The organism is Microbacterium sp. LWH7-1.2 (assembly GCF_038397755.1).
GTDB lineage: Bacteria > Actinomycetota > Actinomycetes > Actinomycetales > Microbacteriaceae > Microbacterium.
This window is the reverse complement of record NZ_CP151637.1, coordinates 3,532,187-3,554,946: the sequence shown is the minus strand read 5'-3', so window position 1 is coordinate 3,554,946 and position 22,760 is coordinate 3,532,187. Positions and strand designations below refer to the sequence as shown.

General features: G+C 70.0%; 17 protein-coding genes. 10 read left to right on the top strand and 7 right to left on the bottom strand.

Translation table 11 applies throughout. The features are described from left to right. The first annotated feature begins 64 nt into the window (after positions 1 to 64). The 9 genes from MRBLWH7_RS16460 to MRBLWH7_RS16420 all read left to right on the top strand — a co-directional run bounded on the left by MRBLWH7_RS16460 (position 65) and on the right by MRBLWH7_RS16420 (position 11,788). Positions 65 to 1,075, top strand: coding sequence for a LacI family DNA-binding transcriptional regulator (locus tag MRBLWH7_RS16460; RefSeq protein WP_341996408.1), 1,011 nt, complete (start codon positions 65 to 67; stop codon positions 1,073 to 1,075). Continuing rightward, entirely contained in the window at positions 1,072 to 2,859 is a 1,788-nt protein-coding gene (locus MRBLWH7_RS16455; RefSeq protein WP_341996405.1) for an ABC transporter ATP-binding protein, read from the top strand. Before MRBLWH7_RS16460 ends, MRBLWH7_RS16455 begins: the two co-directional genes overlap by 4 nt. Before the next feature lie 240 nt (positions 2,860 to 3,099). Beyond that, positions 3,100 to 4,194 carry a Gfo/Idh/MocA family oxidoreductase gene (locus MRBLWH7_RS16450; protein WP_341996403.1) on the top strand — a complete coding sequence of 365 codons (1,095 nt, stop codon included), beginning with the start codon at positions 3,100 to 3,102 and terminating at the stop codon, positions 4,192 to 4,194. Between the two features lie 218 nt (positions 4,195 to 4,412). Further along, complete coding sequence (locus MRBLWH7_RS16445; protein WP_341996401.1) at positions 4,413 to 5,717, top strand: extracellular solute-binding protein; 1,305 nt, start codon at positions 4,413 to 4,415, stop codon at positions 5,715 to 5,717. A 74-nt stretch (positions 5,718 to 5,791) separates the two neighbouring features. Beyond that, positions 5,792 to 6,787, top strand: coding sequence for a sugar ABC transporter permease (locus MRBLWH7_RS16440; RefSeq protein ID WP_341996399.1), 996 nt, complete (start codon positions 5,792 to 5,794; stop codon positions 6,785 to 6,787). Then, positions 6,784 to 7,707, top strand: a complete 924-nt coding sequence (locus tag MRBLWH7_RS16435) for a carbohydrate ABC transporter permease (RefSeq protein WP_341996396.1) — start codon at positions 6,784 to 6,786, stop codon at positions 7,705 to 7,707. Before MRBLWH7_RS16440 ends, MRBLWH7_RS16435 begins: the two co-directional genes overlap by 4 nt. A gap of 7 nt (positions 7,708 to 7,714) precedes the next feature. Then, the gene (locus MRBLWH7_RS16430) at positions 7,715 to 8,359 is read left to right on the top strand and encodes a DUF624 domain-containing protein (RefSeq protein ID WP_341996394.1); all 645 of its coding nucleotides are present in this window, start codon (positions 7,715 to 7,717) and stop codon (positions 8,357 to 8,359) included. Then, the gene (locus MRBLWH7_RS16425) at positions 8,328 to 10,472 is read left to right on the top strand and encodes a beta-galactosidase (RefSeq protein ID WP_341996391.1); all 2,145 of its coding nucleotides are present in this window, start codon (positions 8,328 to 8,330) and stop codon (positions 10,470 to 10,472) included. The genes MRBLWH7_RS16430 and MRBLWH7_RS16425 overlap by 32 nt, the downstream gene beginning before the upstream one ends. 32 nt (positions 10,473 to 10,504) lie before the next feature. Next, a complete protein-coding gene (locus MRBLWH7_RS16420) occupies positions 10,505 to 11,788 on the top strand; it encodes an ABC transporter substrate-binding protein (protein WP_341996389.1) in 1,284 nt (427 codons plus the stop codon). Positions 11,789 to 11,869: 81 nt separating this feature from the next. Here the strand turns inward: MRBLWH7_RS16420 and iolG are convergent, their stop codons facing one another. Genes iolG through MRBLWH7_RS16385 form a run of 7 tightly spaced genes read right to left on the bottom strand, consistent with a single transcriptional unit; the run spans position 11,870 to position 19,568 of the window. Beyond that, complete coding sequence (gene iolG, locus MRBLWH7_RS16415; protein ID WP_341996387.1) at positions 11,870 to 12,880, bottom strand: inositol 2-dehydrogenase; 1,011 nt, start codon at positions 12,878 to 12,880, stop codon at positions 11,870 to 11,872. Positions 12,881 to 12,917: 37 nt separating this feature from the next. After that, positions 12,918 to 13,835, bottom strand: coding sequence for a sugar phosphate isomerase/epimerase (locus MRBLWH7_RS16410; RefSeq protein WP_341996385.1), 918 nt, complete (start codon positions 13,833 to 13,835; stop codon positions 12,918 to 12,920). 39 nt (positions 13,836 to 13,874) lie between these two features. Next, positions 13,875 to 14,771 (bottom strand): deoxyribose-phosphate aldolase, encoded by an 897-nt coding sequence (locus tag MRBLWH7_RS16405; protein WP_341996382.1) that lies wholly within the window; start codon positions 14,769 to 14,771, stop codon positions 13,875 to 13,877. After that, positions 14,768 to 16,462, bottom strand: a complete 1,695-nt coding sequence (locus tag MRBLWH7_RS16400) for a hypothetical protein (protein ID WP_341996380.1) — start codon at positions 16,460 to 16,462, stop codon at positions 14,768 to 14,770. Before MRBLWH7_RS16400 ends, MRBLWH7_RS16405 begins: the two co-directional genes overlap by 4 nt. A 3-nt stretch (positions 16,463 to 16,465) precedes the next feature. Continuing rightward, positions 16,466 to 17,326 (bottom strand): carbohydrate ABC transporter permease, encoded by an 861-nt coding sequence (locus MRBLWH7_RS16395; RefSeq protein ID WP_341996379.1) that lies wholly within the window; start codon positions 17,324 to 17,326, stop codon positions 16,466 to 16,468. Next, on the bottom strand, positions 17,323 to 18,288 hold the full coding sequence (locus tag MRBLWH7_RS16390) for a sugar ABC transporter permease (RefSeq protein ID WP_341996378.1): 966 nt from the start codon (positions 18,286 to 18,288) through the stop codon (positions 17,323 to 17,325). The genes MRBLWH7_RS16395 and MRBLWH7_RS16390 overlap by 4 nt, the downstream gene beginning before the upstream one ends. Positions 18,289 to 18,290: 2 nt before the next feature. After that, positions 18,291 to 19,568, bottom strand: coding sequence for an extracellular solute-binding protein (locus tag MRBLWH7_RS16385; protein WP_341996375.1), 1,278 nt, complete (start codon positions 19,566 to 19,568; stop codon positions 18,291 to 18,293). A 230-nt stretch (positions 19,569 to 19,798) separates the two neighbouring features. Between MRBLWH7_RS16385 and MRBLWH7_RS16380 the strand changes: the two genes are divergently transcribed. Then, positions 19,799 to 22,705 carry a glycoside hydrolase family 2 TIM barrel-domain containing protein gene (locus MRBLWH7_RS16380; protein WP_341996373.1) on the top strand — a complete coding sequence of 969 codons (2,907 nt, stop codon included), beginning with the start codon at positions 19,799 to 19,801 and terminating at the stop codon, positions 22,703 to 22,705. Positions 22,706 to 22,760: the final 55 nt, after the last annotated feature.

The window sequence follows — 22,760 nt, the reverse complement described above, 5'->3', positions numbered from 1 at the left end:
GGATCGGACGCGCGGGGGCATCCGCCCCGGGCCCATGCCGGGCGAGCAGGACAGGACGAACGACATGAAGCGAGTCGGCATCCGCGACGTCGCCGAGCGCGCGGGCGTCTCGATCAGCACCGTCTCGAACGCCCTGAACCGCCCGCACATGGTCAGCGAGCGCCTGGTCGACCGCGTGCGCTCAGCCGCCGACCAGCTCGGGTACGTACCGCTGCAGGCGGCCCAGCAGCTGCGAGCCGGACGGTCGGGCCTTCTCGGCATGACGGTCATCAACATCGCGAACCCCTTCTTCGCCGACATGGTCGCCGGCGCCGAGGAGGCCGCCTCCGGCGCGGGCCTGCGCGTGCTGGTCGGCAACTCGAGCGACGACGTGACGAAGGAGCGCGATCACCTGGAACTGTTCGAGCGCGTGCAGGTCGAGGGGGCGCTGGTGAGCCCGTTCGGTCCCCTCGAACCTTGGCTGCAGCGTCTGCGAGGCCGCGGCATCCCGGTCGTCCTGGTCGACGCGATCGACGACACCGGCGAGTTGCCCTCGGTGTCGTTCGACGATGTCGCCGGTGGCCGGCTCGCCGCCGAGCACCTGCTCGCGACCGGGCGGCGACGGCTCGCCTTCGTCGGCGCGCGCGAAGAAGTGCGCCAGGTGCGGGAGCGACTGCAGGGCGCACGCCTCGCCGTCGCGGCGTATCAGGGCGCGACTCTCGAGCCGATCTGGACCGAGCGCACCACCTCGGACCGCGGCGTGGCCTTCGGCGAGCAGCTCGCCGCCCGCTCTCCCGCGGATCGTCCCGACGGGGTGGTCGCCTCGAACGACCACCTCGCCATCGGACTCGTGCACGGCCTCATCTCCCGCGGCGTGCGGGTGCCCGAGGACATCGCCGTGGTCGGCTACGACGACATCGAGTTCGCGGCGATCGCCGGCGTCCCGCTGACCTCCGTCCGCCAGCCGGCCCACGAGATGGGCCGTACCGCGGCGGAGATGCTGCTCGCCCGGATCAGCGGCATCGCGGGCCCCGAACTCGGGAACGTGGTCTATCGGCCCGAACTGATCGTTCGCGCCAGTACCATGTCGGCATGACGCAGAAAGCGTTTACCGGACCGGTTCCCATCATCTCGATCGCACAGAATCCGCGCCCCGGCCGCTCCGTGCTGAAGCTGCTCGCCCGGCGGCCCGGCCGCATGACGCTGGCCATCCTCGCTTTCGCCTGCAAAGAGATCCCCCTGTGGTTCCTGCCGGTCGTGACGGCACGCATCATCGACATCGTCGCGACCGGCGGCGAGGTCTCGACGGTGCTCATCTGGTTCGGGGTGGCCGCGGTGCTGCTCGTCCAGAACTACCCGATGCACATCGTCTACACGCGCAACTTCATGACGGTCGTGCGCGACACAGGGGCCGACCTGCGCAACGCGCTCGCGGCGCGGCTGCAGAGCCTCTCCATCGGCTACCACACCAGGGTGAGCTCGTCGATCGTGCAGACGAAGGTCGTGCGCGACGTCGAGAACATCGAACTCATGCTCCAGCAGGTGACCCACCCCCTGCTGTCGGCCACCATGGTCGTGATCGGCGCCATCTCGATGACCGCGATCGCCGTGCCGCAGTTCCTGCCGGTTTACGCGCTCGCGATCCCCATCGCCATCGGCATCCGCTACGGACTGCGCAACCGCTCGCGCGAGCGCAACGAGGTGTTCCGTCGCGAGGTCGAGACCCTCTCCGCGCGGGTGGGAGAGATGGCCTCGCTCATCCCCGTCACCCGCGCGCACGGCCTCGAGCGGACGGCCGTCACGCGTGTCGCGTCCGGCGCCGACGGCGTGCGTCGGGCGGGCCTGCACCTCGACATGCTGAACGGGCATGTGGCCTCCATCTCGTGGGTCGCGATGCAGCTCTTGGGAGTGGGATGCCTCGTGCTCGCCGCGGTCTTCTCCCTCACGGGCCTCCTCCCCATCACCCCTGGCGAGGTCGTGCTGCTGTCGACCTACTTCACGCTGCTGACCGGCGGCCTGACCCAGCTGCTCATGCTGATCCCGGTCGGCGCGCGCGGCATGGAGTCGATGCGGTCGATCTCGGAGGTGCTGCAGGAACCCGACCTCGAGCAGAACGAGGGCAAGCGCGCGGTCGCACACGTCGGCGGCCACCTCGAGCTGCAGCACGTGTCGCACCGGTACGACGAGGCGGAGCGGGATGCCGTGCACGACATCTCGCTCGACATCACGCCGGGCGAGACCGTGGCCTTCGTGGGCTCGTCGGGCTCGGGCAAGTCGACGATGCTCAACCTCGTGCTGGGCTTCGTGCGCCCGACGGCGGGTCGCATCCTGCTCGATGGCGTCGACATGCAGGCCCTCGACCTGCGCACCGTGCGCCAGTCGGTGTCGGTGGTGCCGCAGGAGTCGGTGCTCTTCGAGGGGACGATCCGCGAGAACATCGCGTACGGCCTCGACGACGTGTCGGACGAGCGCCTGCACGCCGCGCTGCGCGACGCGAACGCCGCCGAGTTCGTCGACCGGCTCCCCGACGGGTGGGACACCGTGGTGGGCGAGCGCGGCGCACGCCTGTCGGGCGGGCAGCGCCAGCGGCTCGCGATCGCGCGGGCGCTGGTGCGCGATCCCCGCATCCTCCTGCTCGACGAGGCGACGTCGGCCCTCGACCCCGAGTCGGAGGAGCTGGTGAAAGAGGCCCTCGACCGCCTGATGAAGGGCCGGACCACGCTCGTGGTCGCGCACCGCCTGTCGACGATCCGCCAGGCCGACCGCATCGTGGTGCTCGAGCACGGCGAGGTCGTCGAGGTCGGCGGTCACGACGCCCTCGTCGCCGCCGAAGGCCGCTACGCCCACCTTCATGCGACGCAGGCCGGCCTTCCCCGCTGACGCCGGTCGCAGCATCCGTCCTCCGTCGTGCTCCTCGCGCGATCCGGAATTCGGAGATGCGCACGTTTTCCGGACCCCTGAGCCACTCCGGGCCCGGAAAGCGCCCAGAACTCCGATTTCCGGATCCGCAAGAGCGCGCGGGCGAAGGGAGCGGGATAGCGCTTTCCGCATACACCGCCTACCCTGGAGGAACGGACGCCGCGGGGCTGCAGCATCCGTTCGCGACCCGAAGGAGCCACCGTGACCGACACCCTCCGCTGCGCCATCGTGGGCACGGGCGCGATCGCGCATTCGCACATCAGGGCCATCAGCGCCTACACCCACGCCGAGCTGGTCGCGGTCACCGACCTGAGCCGCGCGTCGGCCGACGCCTTCGCCGCCACGTACGGCGCGCCCGCCGTGTACGACGACCTCGACGCGCTGCTCGCCGCCGAGCACCCCGACGTCGTCCACATCTGCACTCCCCCGGGTGCGCACACCGCACAGACGCTCGCTGCGTTCGCGGCCGGCGCGCACGTCGTGGTCGAGAAGCCCCCGGCACCGTCGCTCGACGAGCTTCAGGAGATGACGGATGCTGCGGCCGCGGCCGGTCGCCGGCTCGCGGTCGTCTTCCAGCAGCGCACCGGCACTGCCCCCGCGCATGTGAAGCGCCTGCTCGACTCCGGCGCGCTCGGGCGGCCGCTCGTCGCCCAGTGCCAGACCCTCTGGTACCGCGACGCCGCCTACTTCGCGGTGCCGTGGCGCGGGAAGTGGGAGACCGAGGGCGGTGGGACGACGCTCGGCCACGCGATCCACCAGCTGGACCTGCTGGCGTACCTCTTGGGCGACTGGACGCGGGTCGAGGGGCGCCTCTGGCGCCTGGACCGCGAGACGAACACCGAGGACGTCTCGACGGCGACCGTCGTCTTCGAGGGCGGCGTCGTCGCCCAGGTCGTCTCGAGCACCCTCTCGCCGCGCGAGACCAGCTCGATCCGCATCGACACCGAGAAGGCCACGATCACCGTGGACCACCTGTACGGCCATGGCCACGAGAACTGGCGCATCACGCCGGCGCCTTTCGTCGACGCCGACGAGGCCGCGACCTGGGAGATCACCGGCCCCGAGGAGCGCAGCGACCACGTGTACCTGCTGCGCGACGTGTTCGACGCCCTCCGCTCGGGCGCACCCCTGCCGCCGACGGCGGAGGCGCCGGCCCGTTCGTTCGAGCTGGTCGCCGCGATCTACGCGTCGGCCGACGCCGACGGAGCGGTCGTGACGCCGGCCGACCTCGCGGCGCACCCGACGCACCGCAAGAGCTTCGCGAGCGCCGTGATCGACCTGCGGCCGACTCGCTGACGGCTTACCCACCCTCGCCCCCCGACGCCCCGGGACGCACATCGCCCTGTTACTGAATCGTTCAAATTTCTTCGCTGAACGCCTTGCGAAACGTTTTTTGACGAGGTACCGTGGCGGCAAGCGCTTTCCAGCATTCGCACCACGAGCGCCACACCGCACACAGACGACGAACGTCTTGCGGGCACGTGAGAACGCAGACGTTCACAAGGAGGACAAGGATGTTCAGCAAGAAGCGGGCATTGGCCGGAGCCGCGATCGCGGCCGGCGCAGCCCTGGTGCTCGCCGGCTGCGCCGGCGGCGGCGACGGGAATCCCGACGCCGCGCCCACATTCGACCCGAACGAAGAGGTCACGCTCGACCTCGCCTTCTGGGGCAACGACGTGCGCGCCGAGCTCTACAACGAGGCGATCGCCGCGTTCAACGAGGAGTACCCGAACATCACGGTGAACTCCACCTTCCTCACCTTCCCCGAGTTCTGGGAGAAGCGGCAGACCGAGGCCGCGGGCAAGAACCTGCCCGATGTCATGCAGTTCGACTACTCGTACCTGCGCCAGTACTCCGAGAACGGACTTCTGCTCGACCTCGACCCGTACCTCGGCAACATCATCGAGACCGACCCGCTGCCCGAGAACATCCTCGACATCGGCGTCGTGAACGACACCACCTACGGCATCACCACGTCGACGAACGCATGGGGCCTGTTCACCAACCCGGTCCTGCTCGAGCAGGCCGGCGTCGAGGAGTTCGAGGGCGGCAGCTGGGAGGACTACACCGACTGGATGGGCGAGGTGACCGACGGCGCCGGCGGCGCGTTCTGGGGTGGCGGCGACTACACGGGCCGCATCCAGAACTTCGAGCTGCAGCTTCGCTCCGAGGGCAAGAACCTGTTCGACGAGGACGGCACGCCCGGCTTCGACGAGGAGCGCCTCACCGAGTTCTGGGAGTCCGGTGCCCCCATCCGCGAGGACGGCATCGGCATCCCGCAGCAGCGCGTGGAGGAGGTGGCCCCGAAGGGCGCCTTCGACAGCGCGCTGACCGCGAGCGAGCTCACCTGGGACAACTTCGGCGCGGGCTACCTCGCCGGCCTCGGTGAGAGCTACACCGAGCTCGGCCTCATCGCCCCGCCGGTGACCGAGGAAGGCGCCAAGGACCTGTACCTGAAGCCGTCCATGCTGCACACCATCTCGGCCAACACCGAGCACCCCGAGGCGGCGGCGACGCTCGTCAACTTCCTCGTCAACTCGCCCCAGTCCGGTGAGATCTTCGGGACGAACCGCGGACTCCCGGCCTCGGAGACGGCCCTCGACGCGGCCGAGCTCGACCCGCTGAGCCAGCAGGTCAAGGACTACGAGGCCTCCATCGCCGACCGCCTCGGCGATGCCCCGCCCGTCCCGATCGTCGGCTACGGCACGCTTGAGGAGAAGTTCCGTCAGCTGGGCACCGAGCTCAACTTCGGCACCGTCACCGTCGATGACGCGGTCACGCAGTTCTTCGCTGAGATGGACGTCGTCCTCAACCAGTGACAGCTTCCCGGTCCGGGCGTGCGATGCGCCCGGGCCCGGGAACCACTACTCCACAACCCGTATCGGAGAGTCTCGTGAGCACCACAGCGACCAGAGTCATCGTGACCGGCGAGAAGCCCTCGCGCCGGTCCCTGTTCCGCCGGAGCAGGCCCGAGCATGTGAATCGGCCGGGTCAGCGGCAGCGTGTCGTGAAGGAGACCCTGGCCGGATACGGGTTCCTCATCCCGTGGCTGGTCGGGTTCTTCGGCCTCACGCTGATCCCGATGGCGTACTCGCTGTACCTCTCGTTCACGAAGTACAACATCTTCACCCCGCCGCAGTGGATCGGCTTCGACAACTACATCCGCATGTTCACGTCGGACCCGGCCTTCGTGCAGTCCGCGCAGATCACCCTGATCTACGTGCTCGTGGGCACCCCGATCACGCTGGCGGCCGCGCTGGGCGTGGCGATGCTGCTGAACTACCGCGACAAGGGCGCCGGCTTCTTCCGCTCCGCCTTCTACGCCCCCTCTCTCATCGGCGGATCCGTGTCGGTCGCCATCGTGTGGCGTGCGATGTTCGCCAATGACGGCCCCGTCGACAACTCGCTGTCGGCGATCGGCATCGACCTGGGCGGCTGGATCGGCAATCCGGCGCTGGTGCTCCCCGCGATGATCCTGCTGGCGATCTGGCAGTTCGGCGCCACCATGGTGATCTTCCTCGCCGGCCTCAAGCAGATCCCCAAGGAGCTCTACGAGGCCGCCGAGATGGACGGCGCCGGACCCTGGCACCGCTTCCGCGCCGTGACGCTGCCGATGCTCTCACCGGTGATCTTCTTCAACCTGCTGCTCGGCCTCATCGGCGCGTTCCAGGTGTTCTCGTCCGCGTACATCATCTCCAACGGCACCGGCGGCCCCGCCGGCATGACGAACTTCATCACCCTCTACCTCTACAAGCGCGGCTTCTCGGACGGCCAGATGGGCTACGCCGCCGCCATCGCGTGGGTGCTGCTGATCGTCGTCGCGGTCATCGCCTTCATCCTCTTCCGCACCCAGCGCTCCTGGGTGCACTACGCCGGAGACAACCGATGAGCACCACAAGCTTCGGCGAACCCGCCATCGCGACCCTCGAGAACCAGGTCGACGCCACCCCGCAGCAGCCCCGCCGCAAGGTGAAGCGCGGCACGTGGCAGACCGTGATCTGGTTCGTCGTCCTCATCGCCGTCACCGCGGTCGTGCTCTACCCGCTGGTGTGGCTGCTGTTCTCCACCTTCAAGCCCAACAGCGAGTTCGGCTCGAACATGGGCCTGCTGCCGAACAACCCCACCATCGACAACTACGCGAAGGTGATGGAGGGCATCGCCGGGGTGCCGATGTGGCGGTTCTTCCTGAACAGCCTCATCATCGCCGCCGGCTCCGTGATCGGCGTGCTGCTGTCCTCGTCGCTGGCCGCCTATGCGTTCGCCCGCATCCAGTTCAAGGGCCTCGGCATCCTGTTCGCGGCGATGATCGGCACGCTGCTGCTGCCGTTCCACGTCGTGATCATCCCGCAGTACATCATCTTCCAGCGCCTCGACATGATCGACACGTTCATCCCGCTGCTGCTGCCGAAGTTCCTCGCCACCGAAGCGTTCTTCGTGTTCCTGCTCGTGCAGTTCATCCGGCAGATGCCCCGCGACATGGACGAAGCCGCCCGCATCGACGGCGCCGGGCACGTGCGGATCTTCTGGTCGATCATCCTGCCGCTGATCAAGCCCGCCCTGATCACCTGCTCGATCTTCGCGTTCATCTGGGCCTGGAACGACTTCCTCGGACCCCTGCTCTACCTGACGAGCCCGGAGAACTACCCGCTGCCCATCGCGCTGCGCCTCTACAACGACCAGACCTCGGTGAGCGACTACGGCGCCACCGTCACCGCGTCGTTCATCGCGCTGATCCCGGTGCTGCTCTTCTTCCTCGTGTTCCAGCGCTTCCTCGTCGACGGCGTCGCCACCCAGGGACTCAAGGGATAGGACCGACATGGATCGCCGAGAACTCCGCGCCGCGCGTCGCGCCGACGCGTCCGGTGCCGGGCCCACCCTCGAGGAGCGCGAACCGGCCCGCTACCCGGGTGCCAAGGGAGCCTTCGCCCTCTTCGGCGAGGTGCTGCTGACCGGGCTGCTGGTGACGGCGGCGGGCCTGCTCGTGGTGACGCTGCCCGCAGCGCTGGCCGCCGGCATCCGTCACCTGAGTCGCTACGTGAACGCCGAGCAGTCCCACGTGAAGACGTTCTGGCAGGACTGGCGCCGGGCGCTCCCCGGCGGCCTGGTCGTCGGCGGCGCCGCCGTCGTCCTGACCTTCGTGCTGACGCTCGACATCTTCCTCGCGAACTCCGGCGCCCTCCCGGGCGGCGGGCTCATCTCGATCGTCGGCTGGGCCGGCCTGGTCGCAGGCTCCGTGGCGCTGCTCGTGGCCGCAGGTGCGTGGACGCCCGAGGGCGGGTGGCGCGCGGCGGTGCGCAGCATCCCATCGGCGATCGCGTCGGATCCGATCGCCGCCGTCTATCTCGCGGCCTCGGCCGTGCTGGTCGGCGTCATGACCTGGATGCTCGCGCCGCTCATCGTCGCCGGACTCGGCTGCGCCGCCTTCGCCGTTGTCGCCGTCCCAGCCCGCCACGGCCGCTGACCCGTCGCTCGGACCGACAGAACAGGAGCTGCTCGACGTGCTGTACGGCGCCGACTACAACCCCGACCAGTGGCCGGAGGAGGTGTGGGACCAGGACGTCCGCCTCATGCAGGAGGCCGGCGTCAACATCGTGAGCCTCGGCATCTTCGCGTGGTCGCGCATCCAGCCGGCCGAGGATGTGTGGGACTTCGCCTGGCTCGACACCGTGATCGAGAGGCTGCACGCCGGCGGCATCGCGGTGAATCTCGCGACCGCGACCGCGTCTCCCCCGCCCTGGGTGAGTGCGCGCTACCCCGAGACGCTGCCCGCCGACGAGGCGGGCGCCTCGTACTGGCCGGGCAGCCGCCAGCACTTCGCGCCCTCGTCGCCGACGTACCGGCGTCTCGCCGGAGAGCTCGTGCGGCGGCTCGCCGAGCGCTACGCGAAGCATCCTGCCGTCGTCATGTGGCACGTCGGCAACGAGTTCGGGTGCCACCTTCCGATGGACTTCTCCGACGCTGCGCGCGACGCCTACCGCGGGTGGCTGCGCGAGCGGTACACAACAGTCGACGCGCTCAACGACGCGTGGGGCACGAGCTTCTGGTCGCAACGTTACGGGTCGTTCGACGAGATCTTCCCGCCGCGGTTGGCACCCTACAGCCACAACCCGTCGTCGATGCTCGATTACCGCCGGTTCACCTCGGACATGCTGCTCGAGTGCTACCTGATGGAGCGGTCGATCCTGCAAGAGGCGGGGGCGACACAGCCGATCACGACGAACTTCATGGGTCCGTTCAAGCCGGCGGACTACCGCCGGTGGGCCCCCTTCATGGACGTCATCGCCGACGACTGCTACCCCGATCCCGCGAACCCGCACCGCGTGCGCGATGCCGCCTTCCAGCGCGACCTGATCCGCTCGCTGAAGCCCGGCGTGCCGTGGCTCTTGTGGGAGCAGGCGACGGATGCCGTCAACTGGCGTCCCGCGAATCCCGGCAAGCGGCCGGGCGCTCTGGTCGCCGAGACGGCGCAGTCGATCGCGCGCGGCGCGGACGGCATCATGTTCTTCCAGTGGCGGCAGTCCCGCGCCGGCAGCGAGAAGTTCCACTCGGCGATGCTCCCCCACGCCGGCACCGGGACCCGCACGTGGGACGCGGTGACCGAGCTCGGTGCGCGCCTCGCCGCGCTGCCGGACCTGCCCGCGCCCGGCCGTGACGCCCAGGTCGCGCTGGTGTTCGACTGGGAGAACTGGTGGGCCGTCGAGGAGCGCGACCACCCCACCGAGATCGACTACCTCGCGCTGACCCTCGAGTGGTACGGCGCGTTCCACGCCCAGAACATCCAGGTCGACATCATCGGTCCCGAGGACGTCGACCACTCGTACGACCTCGTCGTCGCGCCCGCGCTCTATCTGCTGCGCGACGAAGGGGCGTCGGCCCTCGCCCGCTTCGTCGACGAGGGCGGGACGCTCCTCACCGGCCCCTTCACCGACATCGTCGACGCACACGACCAGTTCCGCGCCGGCGGCTTCCTGACGCAGCTCGGCCCGGTGCTGGGCCTGCGCTTCGAGGACTTCGGTGCGCTCGCCGGCCAGTCCTCCGGCGGATCGGGCGTCGGTGCGCTGAGCGCCGCCGCCGTCCCGGCCCCACGCGACGCGGCCGGCCGCGGCGGGGTGACCTTCGACCTCGGCGGGATCGAGCACTCCGGGCGGCTCGTCGCCGAAGCGGTCCACGCGACCGGCGCGACCGTGGTCGCAGCGTTCACGTCCGGCCCGCAGGCCGGGGCTCCCGCGATCACCCGCCATCGCTTCGGCTCGGGCGAGGCCTGGTACACGGCCACGCAACCCACCCCCGACGCGCTCGCTGCCGTCGTGGCGGCGGTGGTCGCAGCATCCGATGTCCGTCCCGTCGTGGCGGATCTGCCCGCCGGTGTCGAGGCCGCGCGCCGAGGCGACCTCGTCACCCTCATCAACCACGGCGACGCGAGCGTCGAGATCACGATCGACGGGACGGATGCCGAGACCGGCGTCGCCGTCCAGCGCGTGGTGCTCGACGCCCAGGGCGTCGCCTTCGTGACCGCACCCGTCGCCGCCGGCACCGTCGCGCCCACCGGCCGAGCCGCCGTCACAACCCCCTGACCCCCACCACAACTGACGACAGGAGCCCATCCATGCCCGCACCCCGCCCCCTGCTCGCGGCCGCCGCACTGACCGCGGGCGCCGCTCTCGTCCTCACGGGCTGCTCCGGCGGCGCCGCGGACGACGCCGCCGCGTTCGACCCCGACGAGAAGGTCACCCTCGACTTCGCGTTCTGGGGCAACGACGACCGCGCGACCCGCTACGACGACCTGATCGCGGCGTTCAACGAGGAGTACCCGAACATCACGATCAACACGTCGTTCACCGACTTCCCGAGCTTCTGGGAGAAGCGCCAGACCGAGGCGGCCGGTGGAGGCCTTCCCGATGTCTTCCAGTTCTCCGACAGCTACCTTCGCCAGTACGCGGAGTCGGGCAACCTGCTCGATCTCGCCGACGTGTCGGACCACATCGACACCACGACGTTCGAGGAGTCGCTGCTCGGCACCGGCGCCCTGAACGGTGTGCAGTACTCGCTGCCGACCGGCTACAGCCTGTGGGCGAACTTCGTCAACGACGACCTCGTCGCGCAGGCCCTCGTCGAGGCGCCGGAGGGCGGGACGAGCTTCGCCGACTTCGACGAGTGGATGGCCTCGGTCACCGACGCCACCGGCGGCGCCGTGTACGGCGGCACCGACTACACGCAGCGCATCCAGGTCTTCGAGCTGCAGCTGCGCGCGAACGGCGACAACCTCTACACCGAGGACGGCGAGCTCGGGTTCACCGAGGACGACCTGCGCGAGTTCTGGGAGTCCGGCGCCGAGATCCGCGACGGCGTCACCGTGCCGCAGCAGAAGCTCGAGGAGCTCTCGCCCAAGTCCGGCTTCGGCGCCGCCGTCACCGCGAGCGAGATGAGCTGGAGCAACTTCCTCGGCGGCTACCTCGCCGACTCCGGCGCCTCCTCGATCTCGCTCGTCGCGCCGCCCACCGCGAAGGAGGGCTCGAAGGACCTGTACCGCCAGGCCGGCCTCCAGGTCGCGATCGCTGCCAACACCGAGCACCCCGAGGCCGCGGCCCTCTTCCTCGACTTCGTCGTGAACAGCCCGGAGGCGGGCGAGATCTTCGGCACGACTCTCGGCTTCCCGGCGTCCTCGTCGAAGCTCGAGGGCACGACGCTCGAGGGTGCCGACAAGCAGGTCGCCGACTACATCGAGTCGGCGTCGGACCGCATCGGCGAGGCGCCGCCGGTCCCCGTCGTGGGCTACGGGTCGCTCGAGCAGACCTTCTGGGACCTCGGCAAGTCGATCGGCCTCGGCGCGCTCTCGGTCGATGACGCCGTGACCCAGTTCTTCGCCGAGGCGGACGCCATCCTCGGCTGATCCCGCACGGGATCCGAGACACGGATGCCGCGGCACGAGCTTCGTGCCGCGGCATCCGTGTCTGCGCGTCCCGCTCCCGGATCAGTCGAGGCTGACGGCGACGGCGACCCGCTCTGTCGCGGAGCGCTGGGCGGCGTCGGCGAGGAGCAGGGCAGCCCGGCCGTCGTCGAACGTGGGGCTCTGCGACGCGCCGTCGCGGACGAGCGCGACGAACGCGGCGAGCTCAGCCGCGTAGGCCTCGGCGTAGCGCTGCAGGAAGAAGTCCTCGTACGGCGCGCTCGCCTCGACCCGCTCGGCGGTGGAGAGGCTGACGAGACTCGTCGAGCGGTTCGCGACCTGGAGCGTGCCCTTGCCGCCGAACGCCTCCAGGCGCTGGTCGTAGCCGACCGCGCTGTGGCGCGAGTTGATGATCGTGACGACCGCACCCGACGCGGCACGAAGCGTCACGACGGCCGTGTCGAAGTCGCCGTGCTCGCGCGCGCCCGGGTCGAAGGTGGTCGATCCGACCGCACTGACCTCGACGATGTCGGGCAGGAAGAAGCGCGCCATGTCGAAGTCGTGGATCGTCATGTCGCGGAAGATCCCGCCCGAGACCTCGACGTACGCGGCCGGCGGGGCGGCTGGATCGCGGCTGATGATCGTCAGCTGCTCGAGGGCCCCGATCTCGCCCGCCGCGACGCGCGCGCGGACCTCCGCGAAGGCGGGGTCGAACCGGCGGTTGAAGCCCAGCGCCACGGGGACACCCGCCGCGGCGACCTTCGGGCGCAGAGCCTCGACCCGGGTGATGTCGAGGTCGATCGGCTTCTCGCAGAGGACCGGGATGCCGCGGTCCACGGCTCGCTCGATGAGGTCGACATGCGTCGGGGTCGGCGAGGCGATGAGCACGGCGTCCACGTCGTCGGCGGCGAACAGCTCGCCGGCGTCCGCGGTCACCCGGCCACCGAAGCCGTCGGCCACGGAGCGGGCGCCGTCGACGAACGGGTCCGCGACCCACGACAGTGTCGTCGCGGGGTTTCCGGCGATGTTGGCGGCGTGCACCTGGCCGATGCGGCCGGTGCCGATCAGACCGAAGCGGAGCGGGGCATGAGTCACTTCGGTGTCCTCCTCGTGAGGGGTACGGTCGGGCCGGTCAGGCCCAGGGACGGAGCGCTGCGCGGTTGACGCGCTGGTCGTCGCCGCGCGCGGCGCGGAAGGCGTCGATCGCCACGTCGGGGGCGTTCAGGACGTCCTGCTCGACGACCACCCACCCGTCGAAGCCACGCGCCTCGACGGCGTCCATCACGCCGTCGAGGTCGAGGTCGCCGCGACCGAAGGCCACGAACGAGCCCGACGACCACACCTCGGTCATCCCGCCGCCGGCCGCCAGCACTCGCCGCAGCTCGGCGAGGTCGACGTCCTTCAGGTGCAGGTGGTTGATGCGGTCTCCCCAGCGGGCGACCGCGTCGAGAGGGTCGCCGTCGGCGATGAGCAGATGACCGGTGTCGAGAGTGAGGCCGACGTCGACGTGGGCGAGGAACCGGTCGATCTCGTCGGGCGACTCCACGAACGTCCCGGCGTGGTGGTGGAAGGTCGGCTCGAAGCCGGCGGCGCGCACCAGGTCGGCCGTGCGCTCGGTGTTCGCGAAGAGCCGCTCCCACGCGTGGGCGGTGAGCGGGTCGACGTCATGGCCGCGGCCGGGACGTGCACGGCGCGCCAGGGAGCCGTCGTCTGCCAACGTCGGCAGCGGCAGTCGCTCCGGTCCCGCCTCCGCCGCGTCGGAGAACACCCGCAGCGCGTCGTGCAGCGACGGCAGTGCGGCCTCGAACGCCTCGTCGTCCGAGAACGGCAGCTGCACCCAGCCGCCGGCGAGCTCCAGCCCGAACCGCGACAGACGCGCGCGAAGGTCGGCGCCACGACCGAGGAAGCCGACGGGCCCCAGGTCGACCCCTCCGTACCCTGTCTCGGCCAGCACCTCGAGCAGGTCGTCGGCCGCGACCGTCGCCGCGCCCTCGGGTGTCATCTCGAACACCCCGAAGCTCACGGGCGCTCCCGCCACTGTCGCCTTCATCGGGTGGCCTCGGCAGTGCTCACGCAGTCCCCCATCGGGTCAGAGATCGGTGTGGACGAGGCGCGCGGCCACGTCGACGGCGCCGGCGACGTCGCCGTCCGCCGGGTACAGCAGTGCACGTCCGGCGGTCAGGCCGCGCACGCCCGGAAGGGCGAGAGCATCCTCCCACGACGAGAACGTCTCGTCGGGGGCGCCGCCCGAGTCTCCGCCGAGCAGCAGGGTGGGCAGAGTCGTCGCCTCCATGACGCGCGCCATGTCGGCAACGACGGGCAGCTTCATCCACGTGTAGGCGCTGGTGACGCCCAGGCCCGCGGCGATCGCGAGCGAGAGCACCACGGCATCGGGGGTGAGGTCGTTGACGATGCGGCCGTCGACCCAGCGGCTCATGAACGGCTCGACCATGATCGGCATCCGCGCCTCGGCCGCCGCGGTCACGGCGTGCGCGGTCGCCTCGAGCGTCGACGCGGTGCCGGTGTCGGCGAGGTTCAGCCGCAGCAGCACCTTCGCGAAGTCGATCCCGGAGCGCACCATCGACGGCACGTCGTACCCGGTGAAGCGGTCGTCCATCTCGAACGCCGAGCCCCGCAGCCCGCCGCGGTTCATCGAGCCCACCACGACCTTGTCGTCGAGGAGGCCGAGCATCGCGAGGTCGTCGATGATGTCGGGCGTGGAGAGGACGCCGTCGACGCCGGGGTGACTCAGCGCCACGGCGAGACGCTCCAGCAGCAGGTACCGGCTCGCCATCGCGTCGTCGCGGTCGCCCACCGCCAGCGCACCGCGCGCGGGGTGGTCGGCCGCAACGATGAACAGCCGGCCGTCGCCGCGCACGACATCGCGGCGAACGCGGTTCGAGAGCGCCTCCTGCACGGCGTCGGGGCGCTCGGCGCGGAACGCGCGCAGCGTGTCGAACCCGACGGCGTCGATGACGGCGCTCATCGCCCTGCCTGTTCCGCGCGAAGGGCGAGGACGAGCCGGCCCGGGGCGCGTCCGGTCAGGTAGACGCGGGATCCCGCTGCGGCGTCGCTCGCCCCGAGGAATGCGTAGTCCTCACCCGGGTGGTAGCGGCCGGTGCCCTCGGCGCGGTAGTCGTCGCCGGCGTCGAACGCGATGGCGGCCGAGCCCACGCGGTAGCGGCCCGCACCGGACTCCAGCAGCCCGGTGCCGTCCGCGCTCTCGGCGACCCCCTCGAACACGCCCCCGTCGCGGAACGCCAGCTCGAGGGCCCATGGGCTGTCGGGGCCGTCGATGCCGATCGACACGAGGGCGCCGTCGGCCGTGGGCTCGACGTCGATCACCGTGTGCAGGCTCACGTCGTCCGTGGCGCGGTCGCCGAACGACATCGAGCCGTAGAACCTGCCGTCGTCGGTCAGCGCGTACTCCCCGGACGGCGAGCGATGGTCGGCGTCGAGCGGCTGGTAGTAGTGGGCGGATACCGTCTCGGCGAGCACGTGGCCCGGCGCACCCGCGTCGGATCGCGGGGTGAACCGATCGGCGCGGAACGGCCCGAGGCCGAAGAAGTCCCGCGACAGGCGCACCGAGTCGAGCACGACGTCGCCGGCGAACATGCGCAGGAACGTCGGGTTCGCCGACAGCCCCGAGCGCACGCGCCGGAACCGCGCGTAGTCGCTGCCGCCGAACACCACGAGGCGCCGGCCGGCCGTGTCGTCCACGACGAGCCCGGACTGCTCCCACGCGCGCTGCGGCGCCGGGGGCGAAGCATCCGGAAGTTCCTCCCCGATGCGGGGCGCGAGCAGAAGCTCGGTCAGCACCGCGGAGGGGTGAGGGATGCCGCCGCCCAGCGCGCGCCCGGCCGCCCAGGCGAAGTCGCCCCGGCCGAGCTCGATCGCGTAGCGCCGGTAGGCCGTGAGATACGGCGCGAGCGGGAACCGCGTGAGCTGGTCCTGGCGTCGCGAGTGCACCGTCTCGACCGAGTCGTCGGGGTGGATGAGCCCGAGCGTGCTCTCGAGATTGCGGATGACGGCCTGCCGTGCGTCCGGGCGCTCGAACACGTCGGCGATCACGGTGAGCGACGGATTCGAGACGAAGGCCGCGTAGTTGGCGCTGCGCTCGGAGTAGACGCCGTCGGGCGTGATGTCGACCCCCTCGGCAAGCCACTGCTCCGCGCGGTCGCGGAGCGCCTGCGACGGACGCCGACGGTGCAGGCGCGCGAGCGCCGCCGAGATCTCCCAGCGGTGATTGGGCGTGTGCACGCCCCCCACCAGGAGCGCGGGCTCGATCGCGTCGGCGATGGCCGTGAGCTCCGCGGCCAGGTCGGCCAGCGCTGCCTGCTCTTCGGCGGGCGCCTGCGCGATGAGCTCGAGCGCGTCGCACAGGTCGTTGACCGTGAAGGAGGAGTCCGGCGGCGAGTCGACGTTGTCGCCGCCGACGAACAGACCGCTCGGACCCTGCAGCACCCGCAGCGCGCGGACCCTCTCTCCGGCGGCGGCGATCAGCGCCGCGTCGCCGGAGTGTGCGGAGCGCGGCCACAGGTACGCCGCGACGAAGAGCCGCGCGTGCTCCATGAGACGGCGGTGCGGGCCGTCCGGCCCGACGGTCGCGGCGAGCGCGCGGCGCACCTCGTCGGCGACGGCCGCCTGGAGCACCGCCTCGAATCCGGAGTCCGTCACGGATCAGTCCTTCAGTCCCGAATTGATGTCGGCGTTCATGATCTGCCGCTGGAACACGGCGAACAGGATCACCATCGGCACCAGCGAGATCACGGAGGCCGACAGCAGCACCGACCAGTCCACGTTGTCGGCCCCGACGATCGAGCGCAGCGCCACCTGGAGCGTGTACCGCTCGGGGTCGCGCAGCACGATGAGCGGCCAGATGTAGTCGTTCCAGCGCCACTGGAACGAGAAGATCGCCAGCACGACCGCGATCGGCTTCGCGAGCGGCAGCATGATCCGCCAGAACGCGCCGAACTCGGAGACGCCGTCGATGCGCGCGGCCTCGAGGAGCTCGTCGGGGATCGTCTTGAAGTACTGCCGGAACATGAAGACGCCGGTCGCGGTGATGATCGACGGCACGATGATGCCGGCGAGCGTGTTGTACAGGCCGAGGTCGCGGACCACCGCGAACGAGCTCGGCATGATGACCTCGGTCGGCAGCATCGTCGTCGCCAGCATGCAGATGAAGAACACCCTGAGCCACCACGCGTTGTACTTCGCGAACGCGTAGCCGGTCAGCGCGCTGACGAAGACCGTCAGCACGGTCGTCACGATCGCGACGATCGAGGTGTTGAGGAAGAACTGCGCGAAGTTGAAGCGGTTCCACGCGGTCGAATAGCCGCTGACCGTCCAGTCCTTGGGGAAGAGCGTCAGCGGAAGGCTGAACAGCTCCGAGCCCGGCTTGAACGAGCTGAGGATGAACCAGGCGACCGGGATGAGGAATCCGAGCGCGAGAACCCACAGCAGCAGCGTGCTGGGAAGCGACCGGAGCACCCCGGAGGCGCCGTCGCGCGGGCGCTTGGAGGATCGAAGGAGTGTCATGCGAGATCGTTCCTCTTGTCGAAGCGCATCTGGATCAGCGCGATGATGATGAGGATCACCATGAGGACCATGGACGCGGCGCTGGCGTAGCCGACATCGGCCCGTTCGAAGCCGGTGCGGTAGATGTACTGCACCATGAACATGTTCGACGTGCCCGGTCCACCGCCGTTGAGCGCCTGGACCATGGCGAACTCCTTCATCGACCCGATGGTCGTGAGCAGGATCACCATGAACGAGGTCGGGCGCAGGAGCGGCAGGATGATGCGGGAGAAGCGCTGCCACCCGTTCGCGCCGTCCAGCTGGGCGGCCTCGAGGTAGGACTGCGGGATGTTGCGGATCGCCGCGATGAACAGAAGCATGTTGAACGCCGTGCCGCCCCAGGTGCTCACGATGAGGATGAGCACGAGCGCCAGGTTGGGGTTGGTCTCCCACTGCAGGCCGGTCCCGCCCAGCAGCTCGATGATGTAGTTCACGAGACCGAAGTTCTCGCCGAACAGCCACTTCCAGATGACACCGGCGACGATCGGCGAGATGAGCCAGGGCAGGAAGAAGATGATCCGGGCCGCGGACTTGCCCTTCGCGAGCGAGGTCGTCAGCAGCATCGCGATGCCGAGCGCCGCCGCGTAGTGCAGGGGAACCGACAGGATCGTGTAGAGGAAAGTGCGGCCGAGCACCGAGTAGAACACCGGGTCCTGGGCGAGGTCGATGTAGTTCTCGGCGCCGATGAAGTCGGGCGTGCCGACGCCGCTGTAGTCGGTGAACGAGTACCAGAGGCCGAGTGCGCCCGGCCAGAGGAAGAAGAGCCCGAAGAGCACCACCGCGACCGTGATGAACGACAGTGGCGCCAGGACGAACCTCGTCGAGCTCCGCCGGGAGCGGCGCACGCGCTTCGCGCGCCGCTCCACGGTGATGACCGCAGACGTCTCCGCGCTGCGACCATCGACGGACTTGGTGGTGGACATCGTCACTCCAGCGCGCCCAGCTGGTCGGTGAACAGCGCGTTGATGTTCGCGATCGTGGTGTCGACGTCCTGCTCGCCGTTCAGGTACTTGACCGTCTCGTCGCGGACCGGGTCGCCCTCGGTCGTCACGTTCTGCGCGCCGTACTGCAGCTCCATCGCCTTGATGTCGCCGACGATGGCCGGCGATGCCGCGATGTCCTGGTTGTAGATGTCGAACGCGTCCGCGTGCGACGCGTAGGTGATGTCGAGCCCATCGACGGCGGGGATGAACGACGAGGTCTCCGAGAGCTCGGTGTAGTTCTCGGGCTCGTACAGCCACTTGATGAAGTCGTGCGCGGCCTCCTGCTGCGGACCCTCGAAGACGACGATGGATGCGGCGTTCCCGTAGTTCGTCGCGCGCTCCTCCTCCTGCGGCATGTACACCGAGGCCCACTCGAAGTCGGCGATGTTGACGGCGAAGTCGGCGATCTGCCACGAGCCCGAGAGGTACGAGACCACGTCGCCGCTCTTGAAGAGGGCGTTGCCGTCGGCGTCCGACAGCCATACCGAGCGCGGCATGAACGAGTCGTCGTTGAGCGAGTTGAAGTACTCGAGCGCGACCTTGGTGCGGTCGTTGGTGCTGAACTCACCCGACTCGTCGGGCTGGAAGTAGTCCGAGCCGAACTCGTACAGGAACGCCTTCAGGCGGTGCGAGGACTTGTCCATCACCATGCCGTAGCTGGTGCCGGTGGCCGCCTGCACCTGCTTGACGGCTGCGACGTACTCGTCCCACGTCCAGATGTCGTCCTCGCTGGTGGGGTACGCGACCCCCGCCTGGTCGAACAGCGTCTTGTTGATGAACATGCCGACCGCGGTGATGTCGGACGGGAGCGAGATGACGTTGCCGTCGTCATCCCTGTCGGACAGCTCGGTGCGGATCTCGCTGCCGTCGGTGATGTCGGAGAGGTCGGTGGCCTGGCGGCGCCAGACCGGGTCGACCGCGCCGACGCGAGCGAGCGCCGGAAGGTCGTTCGCCTGAGCGGCGTTGCGGAGCTTGGTGGCGAGGTCGTCGTTGGCGATGTCGACGATCTCGACCTTGACGCCCGTCTCCTCCTCGTACTTCTCGGCCATGTGCGCATAGCCGCCGCCCTGGTTGGCGTCGCCCGAGAGGAAGAACTGGAGGGGCTCGTCGGATTGACCGGCATCGTCCGAGCCGCTGCATCCGGTGAGGGCGACGGCCGTGACAGCCGCGGCGGCGAGGGCGACGATCACCCGCATGCGGGCGGTGACTGAATGCTTCATTGGATTTCCCTTTCGCCCCGGGGGGCCAACATCGTTGTCGATCGGGCGCGGGATTTCGCGTCCTGTGTGCGACTCCGAAGCGGGCTCGAAGTCGATCGCTGATACGATGTTAGGACATTAATGCAAAGTGCGCCATCGGGCAAGCGCCTTCCCAGTTCTCTATCATCGGATGGGAAAGCGCCTTCCACTTCCTGGATCGCCTCTCTTCACCACTCGCCGACGAGGAACGCATGAAGATCGCCACCACCCGCCCCGGTTCCGGCACCATCGCTCCCCGCGCCCGCCTGCGTTCGGACGCGCCGCAGCAGTCGCTCGACGGGCGCTGGCGCTTCCGGGTCTCGCCCTCGCTGCGCAGCGCGCCCGCCGACTGGCGCGATGCCGGGACCGCGCAATGGGGGACGGTCGAAGTCCCCGGGCACTGGAACCTGCAGGGGTACGGTTCGCCGGCATACTCCAACGTCCAGATGCCGTTCCCGGTCGATCCTCCGTTCCCCCCGGACGCCAATCCGATCGGCGACTACCGCCTCGACTTCACCGCCTCCGCGGCCGTGCTGGCTCACGACAGGCGGCTGCTGCGCTTCGACGGCATCGAGTCGGCGGCCGAGATCTGGCTGAACGACGGCCTCGTGGGCACGACCCGCGGAAGCCGGCTCACGCACGAGTTCGATGTGTCGGACCTCCTCGTGGGAGGCGTCAACCGACTGGCCGTGCGCGTCGCCCAGTACAGCGACGCGACTTACCTCGAGAACCAGGACATGTGGTGGCTGCCGGGGATCTTCCGCAGCGTCACCCTCCTCGCGCGGCCCGACGGCGGCCTCGACGACGTGTTCGTGCGCGCCGACTGGGACGACCGCGCATCGGAGGGCATCCTCGACGTCGAGGCGCAGGTCGACGGAGGCGGCGCCGCCCGCGTCGTGATCGACGAGCTCGGGGTCGACATCCCGGCGGGCGGCGCGGTGCGGCTCGCCGGAGTCGAGCCCTGGAGCGCCGAACGCCCCCGCCTGTATGCGGTCGAGGTCCGCACCGCGACGGAGACCGTCCACCTGAAGGTGGGCTTCCGCCGGGTCGAGGTGCGCGATGCGCGCCTGCTCGTGAACGGCGCGCCGGTGATGCTGCGCGGCGTCAACCGGCACGAGCACCACCCGCGGCATGGTCGCGTCTTCGACGCCGCGATCGCCCGCGACGAGCTGCTGCTCATGAAGCGGCACAACATCAACGCCGTCCGGACGTCGCACTATCCGCCGCACCCCGACGTGCTCGACCTCTTCGACGAGCTCGGGCTCTGGGTGATCGACGAGTGCGACCTCGAGACCCACGGCTTCGAGCACGTCGGCTGGCGCGGCAACCCGAGCGCCGACCCGGCGTGGCGGGACGCGTTCGTCGACCGCATGCAGCGCACGGTGCACCGCGACAAGAACCACGCGAGCGTCATCATGTGGTCGCTCGGAAACGAGTCGCACGCCGGCCCGAACCTCGAGGCCATGGCCCGCTGGGCCAAGTCCGCCGATCCGACCCGCCTCATCCACTACGAGGGCGACGCGCAGAGCCGCTACGTCGACGTGTACTCGCGCATGTACGCACCTCACGAAGAGGTGCGCGAGATCGGCGAGGAGACCCTCGGGCCGGCGCCGTTCGACGCCACCCCGGCGCAGGCGCATCGCCTGACGCTGCCCTTCGTGCTGTGCGAGTTCGCGCACGCGATGGGCACCGGACCCGGGGGCCTCGAGGAGTACTGGGACCTGGTCGAGGCCTATCCCCGCCACGCCGGCGGGTTCGTGTGGGAATGGATCGAACAGGGCATCGCCGTGGACGGCCCGGACGGCACCCGTCGCATCCTCTACGGCGGCGACTTCGGCGAAGCCGTGCACGACGGCAACTTCGTGATCGACGGACTCGTCGACGCCGACCGCACCCCGCGGCCCGGCCTGCTCCACTACGCGGCCGTCATCGCCCCGGTCGCGATCGAGGTCGATGCCGGGCGCGCGACCGCCCGCATCGTCAACCGGTACGACTTCCTCGACCTCGCCGGAGTGGCGCTGCGGTGGTCGCGCGTCGTCGATGGCGAGGTCATCGCGTGCGGCACGTTCGCGCCGGCGGCGTGCGGCCCGCGCGAAGCCGTCACCCTCGACCTGCCTGACGAGGCACGGTCGGATGCTGCGGCCGAGGTCGCCGATGTGCTCACGGTGGAGGCGGTCACGACGGCCGACTCGCCCTGGGCCGAAGCCGGCCACGTGCTCGCGAGCGGCCAGCAGGTGCGCGAGGGCCGCCCTGCCGTGCCGTCGAAGCTCGCCGCGGACGCGACGGAGGATCGGATCGGCGCAGCGCGCTTCGACCCGGCGACGGGCGGGCTCGTGCGGCTGGGCGACCTCGAGGTCACCGGCCCGACCGTGGGGGTGTGGCGAGCGCCCACCGACAACGACCGCGCTCAGGGGACGGACGAACCCGACCTGCCGCCATATGCCGAGCGCTGGCGCGCCGCCGGCATCGACCGCATGGTGACGCGCCTGGTCGAGGTGCGCCCCGGCCCGGACGAAGTCGTCGTCCGCACCCGGACCGGCACGCCCATCCTCGACAGCGCGATCGACGCCACACTGCGCTGGAGCGCGGTCGGCGATGGGGCCGTGCGCCTCGACGTGGAGCTCGAGCCGAACGCCACCTGGACGACGGAGTTGGCACGGCTCGGCCTCGACCTGGTGCTCGAGGGCGAGCCCCTCGGCGCGGAGCTCGCCGGCTACGGCCCGATGCACAGCTATCCCGATCTGCGAGCGGGCGCACGGTTCGGCTGGTGGCGCCTCGGGGCGGACGACCTCACGGTCGACAACGTGAAACCCCAGGAAAGCGGTTCCCGAACCGGCGTCCGAGATGCCAGAATCATCACTGAAGGCGGCACGCTGCACGTGTCGACCCTCGACCATCCGTTCGCGCTCACGGTTTCACGGCACAGCCGGCACACCCTCGCCGCCGCCGCGCACAACTGGGAGCTGACCCCCGAAGGACGCACGTTCGTGTCGATCGATCTCGCCCAGTCGGGCGTCGGCACCGCGACGTGCGGGCCCGGGGTGCTGCCACGGCACCGGCTGCCGGCGCGCCCCGCGGCCATCTCGCTGGTCCTGCGGCACGAGCCCGCGCTCGACTGACCCGTGCGACCGGCGGCTCCGGCGCGCGCCGGAGCCCACCGACCCGATGAAGGAG

Coding starts and splice junctions, on each gene's coding strand:
- MRBLWH7_RS16460 (WP_341996408.1), top strand. CDS start 65: ATGAAGCGAGTCGGCATCCGCGACGTCGCCGAGCGCGCGGGCGTCTCG.
- MRBLWH7_RS16455 (WP_341996405.1), top strand. CDS start 1,072: ATGACGCAGAAAGCGTTTACCGGACCGGTTCCCATCATCTCGATCGCA.
- MRBLWH7_RS16445 (WP_341996401.1), top strand. CDS start 4,413: ATGTTCAGCAAGAAGCGGGCATTGGCCGGAGCCGCGATCGCGGCCGGC.
- MRBLWH7_RS16435 (WP_341996396.1), top strand. CDS start 6,784: ATGAGCACCACAAGCTTCGGCGAACCCGCCATCGCGACCCTCGAGAAC.
- MRBLWH7_RS16430 (WP_341996394.1), top strand. CDS start 7,715: ATGGATCGCCGAGAACTCCGCGCCGCGCGTCGCGCCGACGCGTCCGGT.
- MRBLWH7_RS16420 (WP_341996389.1), top strand. CDS start 10,505: ATGCCCGCACCCCGCCCCCTGCTCGCGGCCGCCGCACTGACCGCGGGC.
- MRBLWH7_RS16410 (WP_341996385.1), bottom strand. CDS start 13,835: ATGAAGGCGACAGTGGCGGGAGCGCCCGTGAGCTTCGGGGTGTTCGAG.
- MRBLWH7_RS16405 (WP_341996382.1), bottom strand. CDS start 14,771: ATGAGCGCCGTCATCGACGCCGTCGGGTTCGACACGCTGCGCGCGTTC.
- MRBLWH7_RS16395 (WP_341996379.1), bottom strand. CDS start 17,326: ATGACACTCCTTCGATCCTCCAAGCGCCCGCGCGACGGCGCCTCCGGG.
- MRBLWH7_RS16390 (WP_341996378.1), bottom strand. CDS start 18,288: ATGTCCACCACCAAGTCCGTCGATGGTCGCAGCGCGGAGACGTCTGCG.
- MRBLWH7_RS16385 (WP_341996375.1), bottom strand. CDS start 19,568: ATGAAGCATTCAGTCACCGCCCGCATGCGGGTGATCGTCGCCCTCGCC.
- MRBLWH7_RS16380 (WP_341996373.1), top strand. CDS start 19,799: ATGAAGATCGCCACCACCCGCCCCGGTTCCGGCACCATCGCTCCCCGC.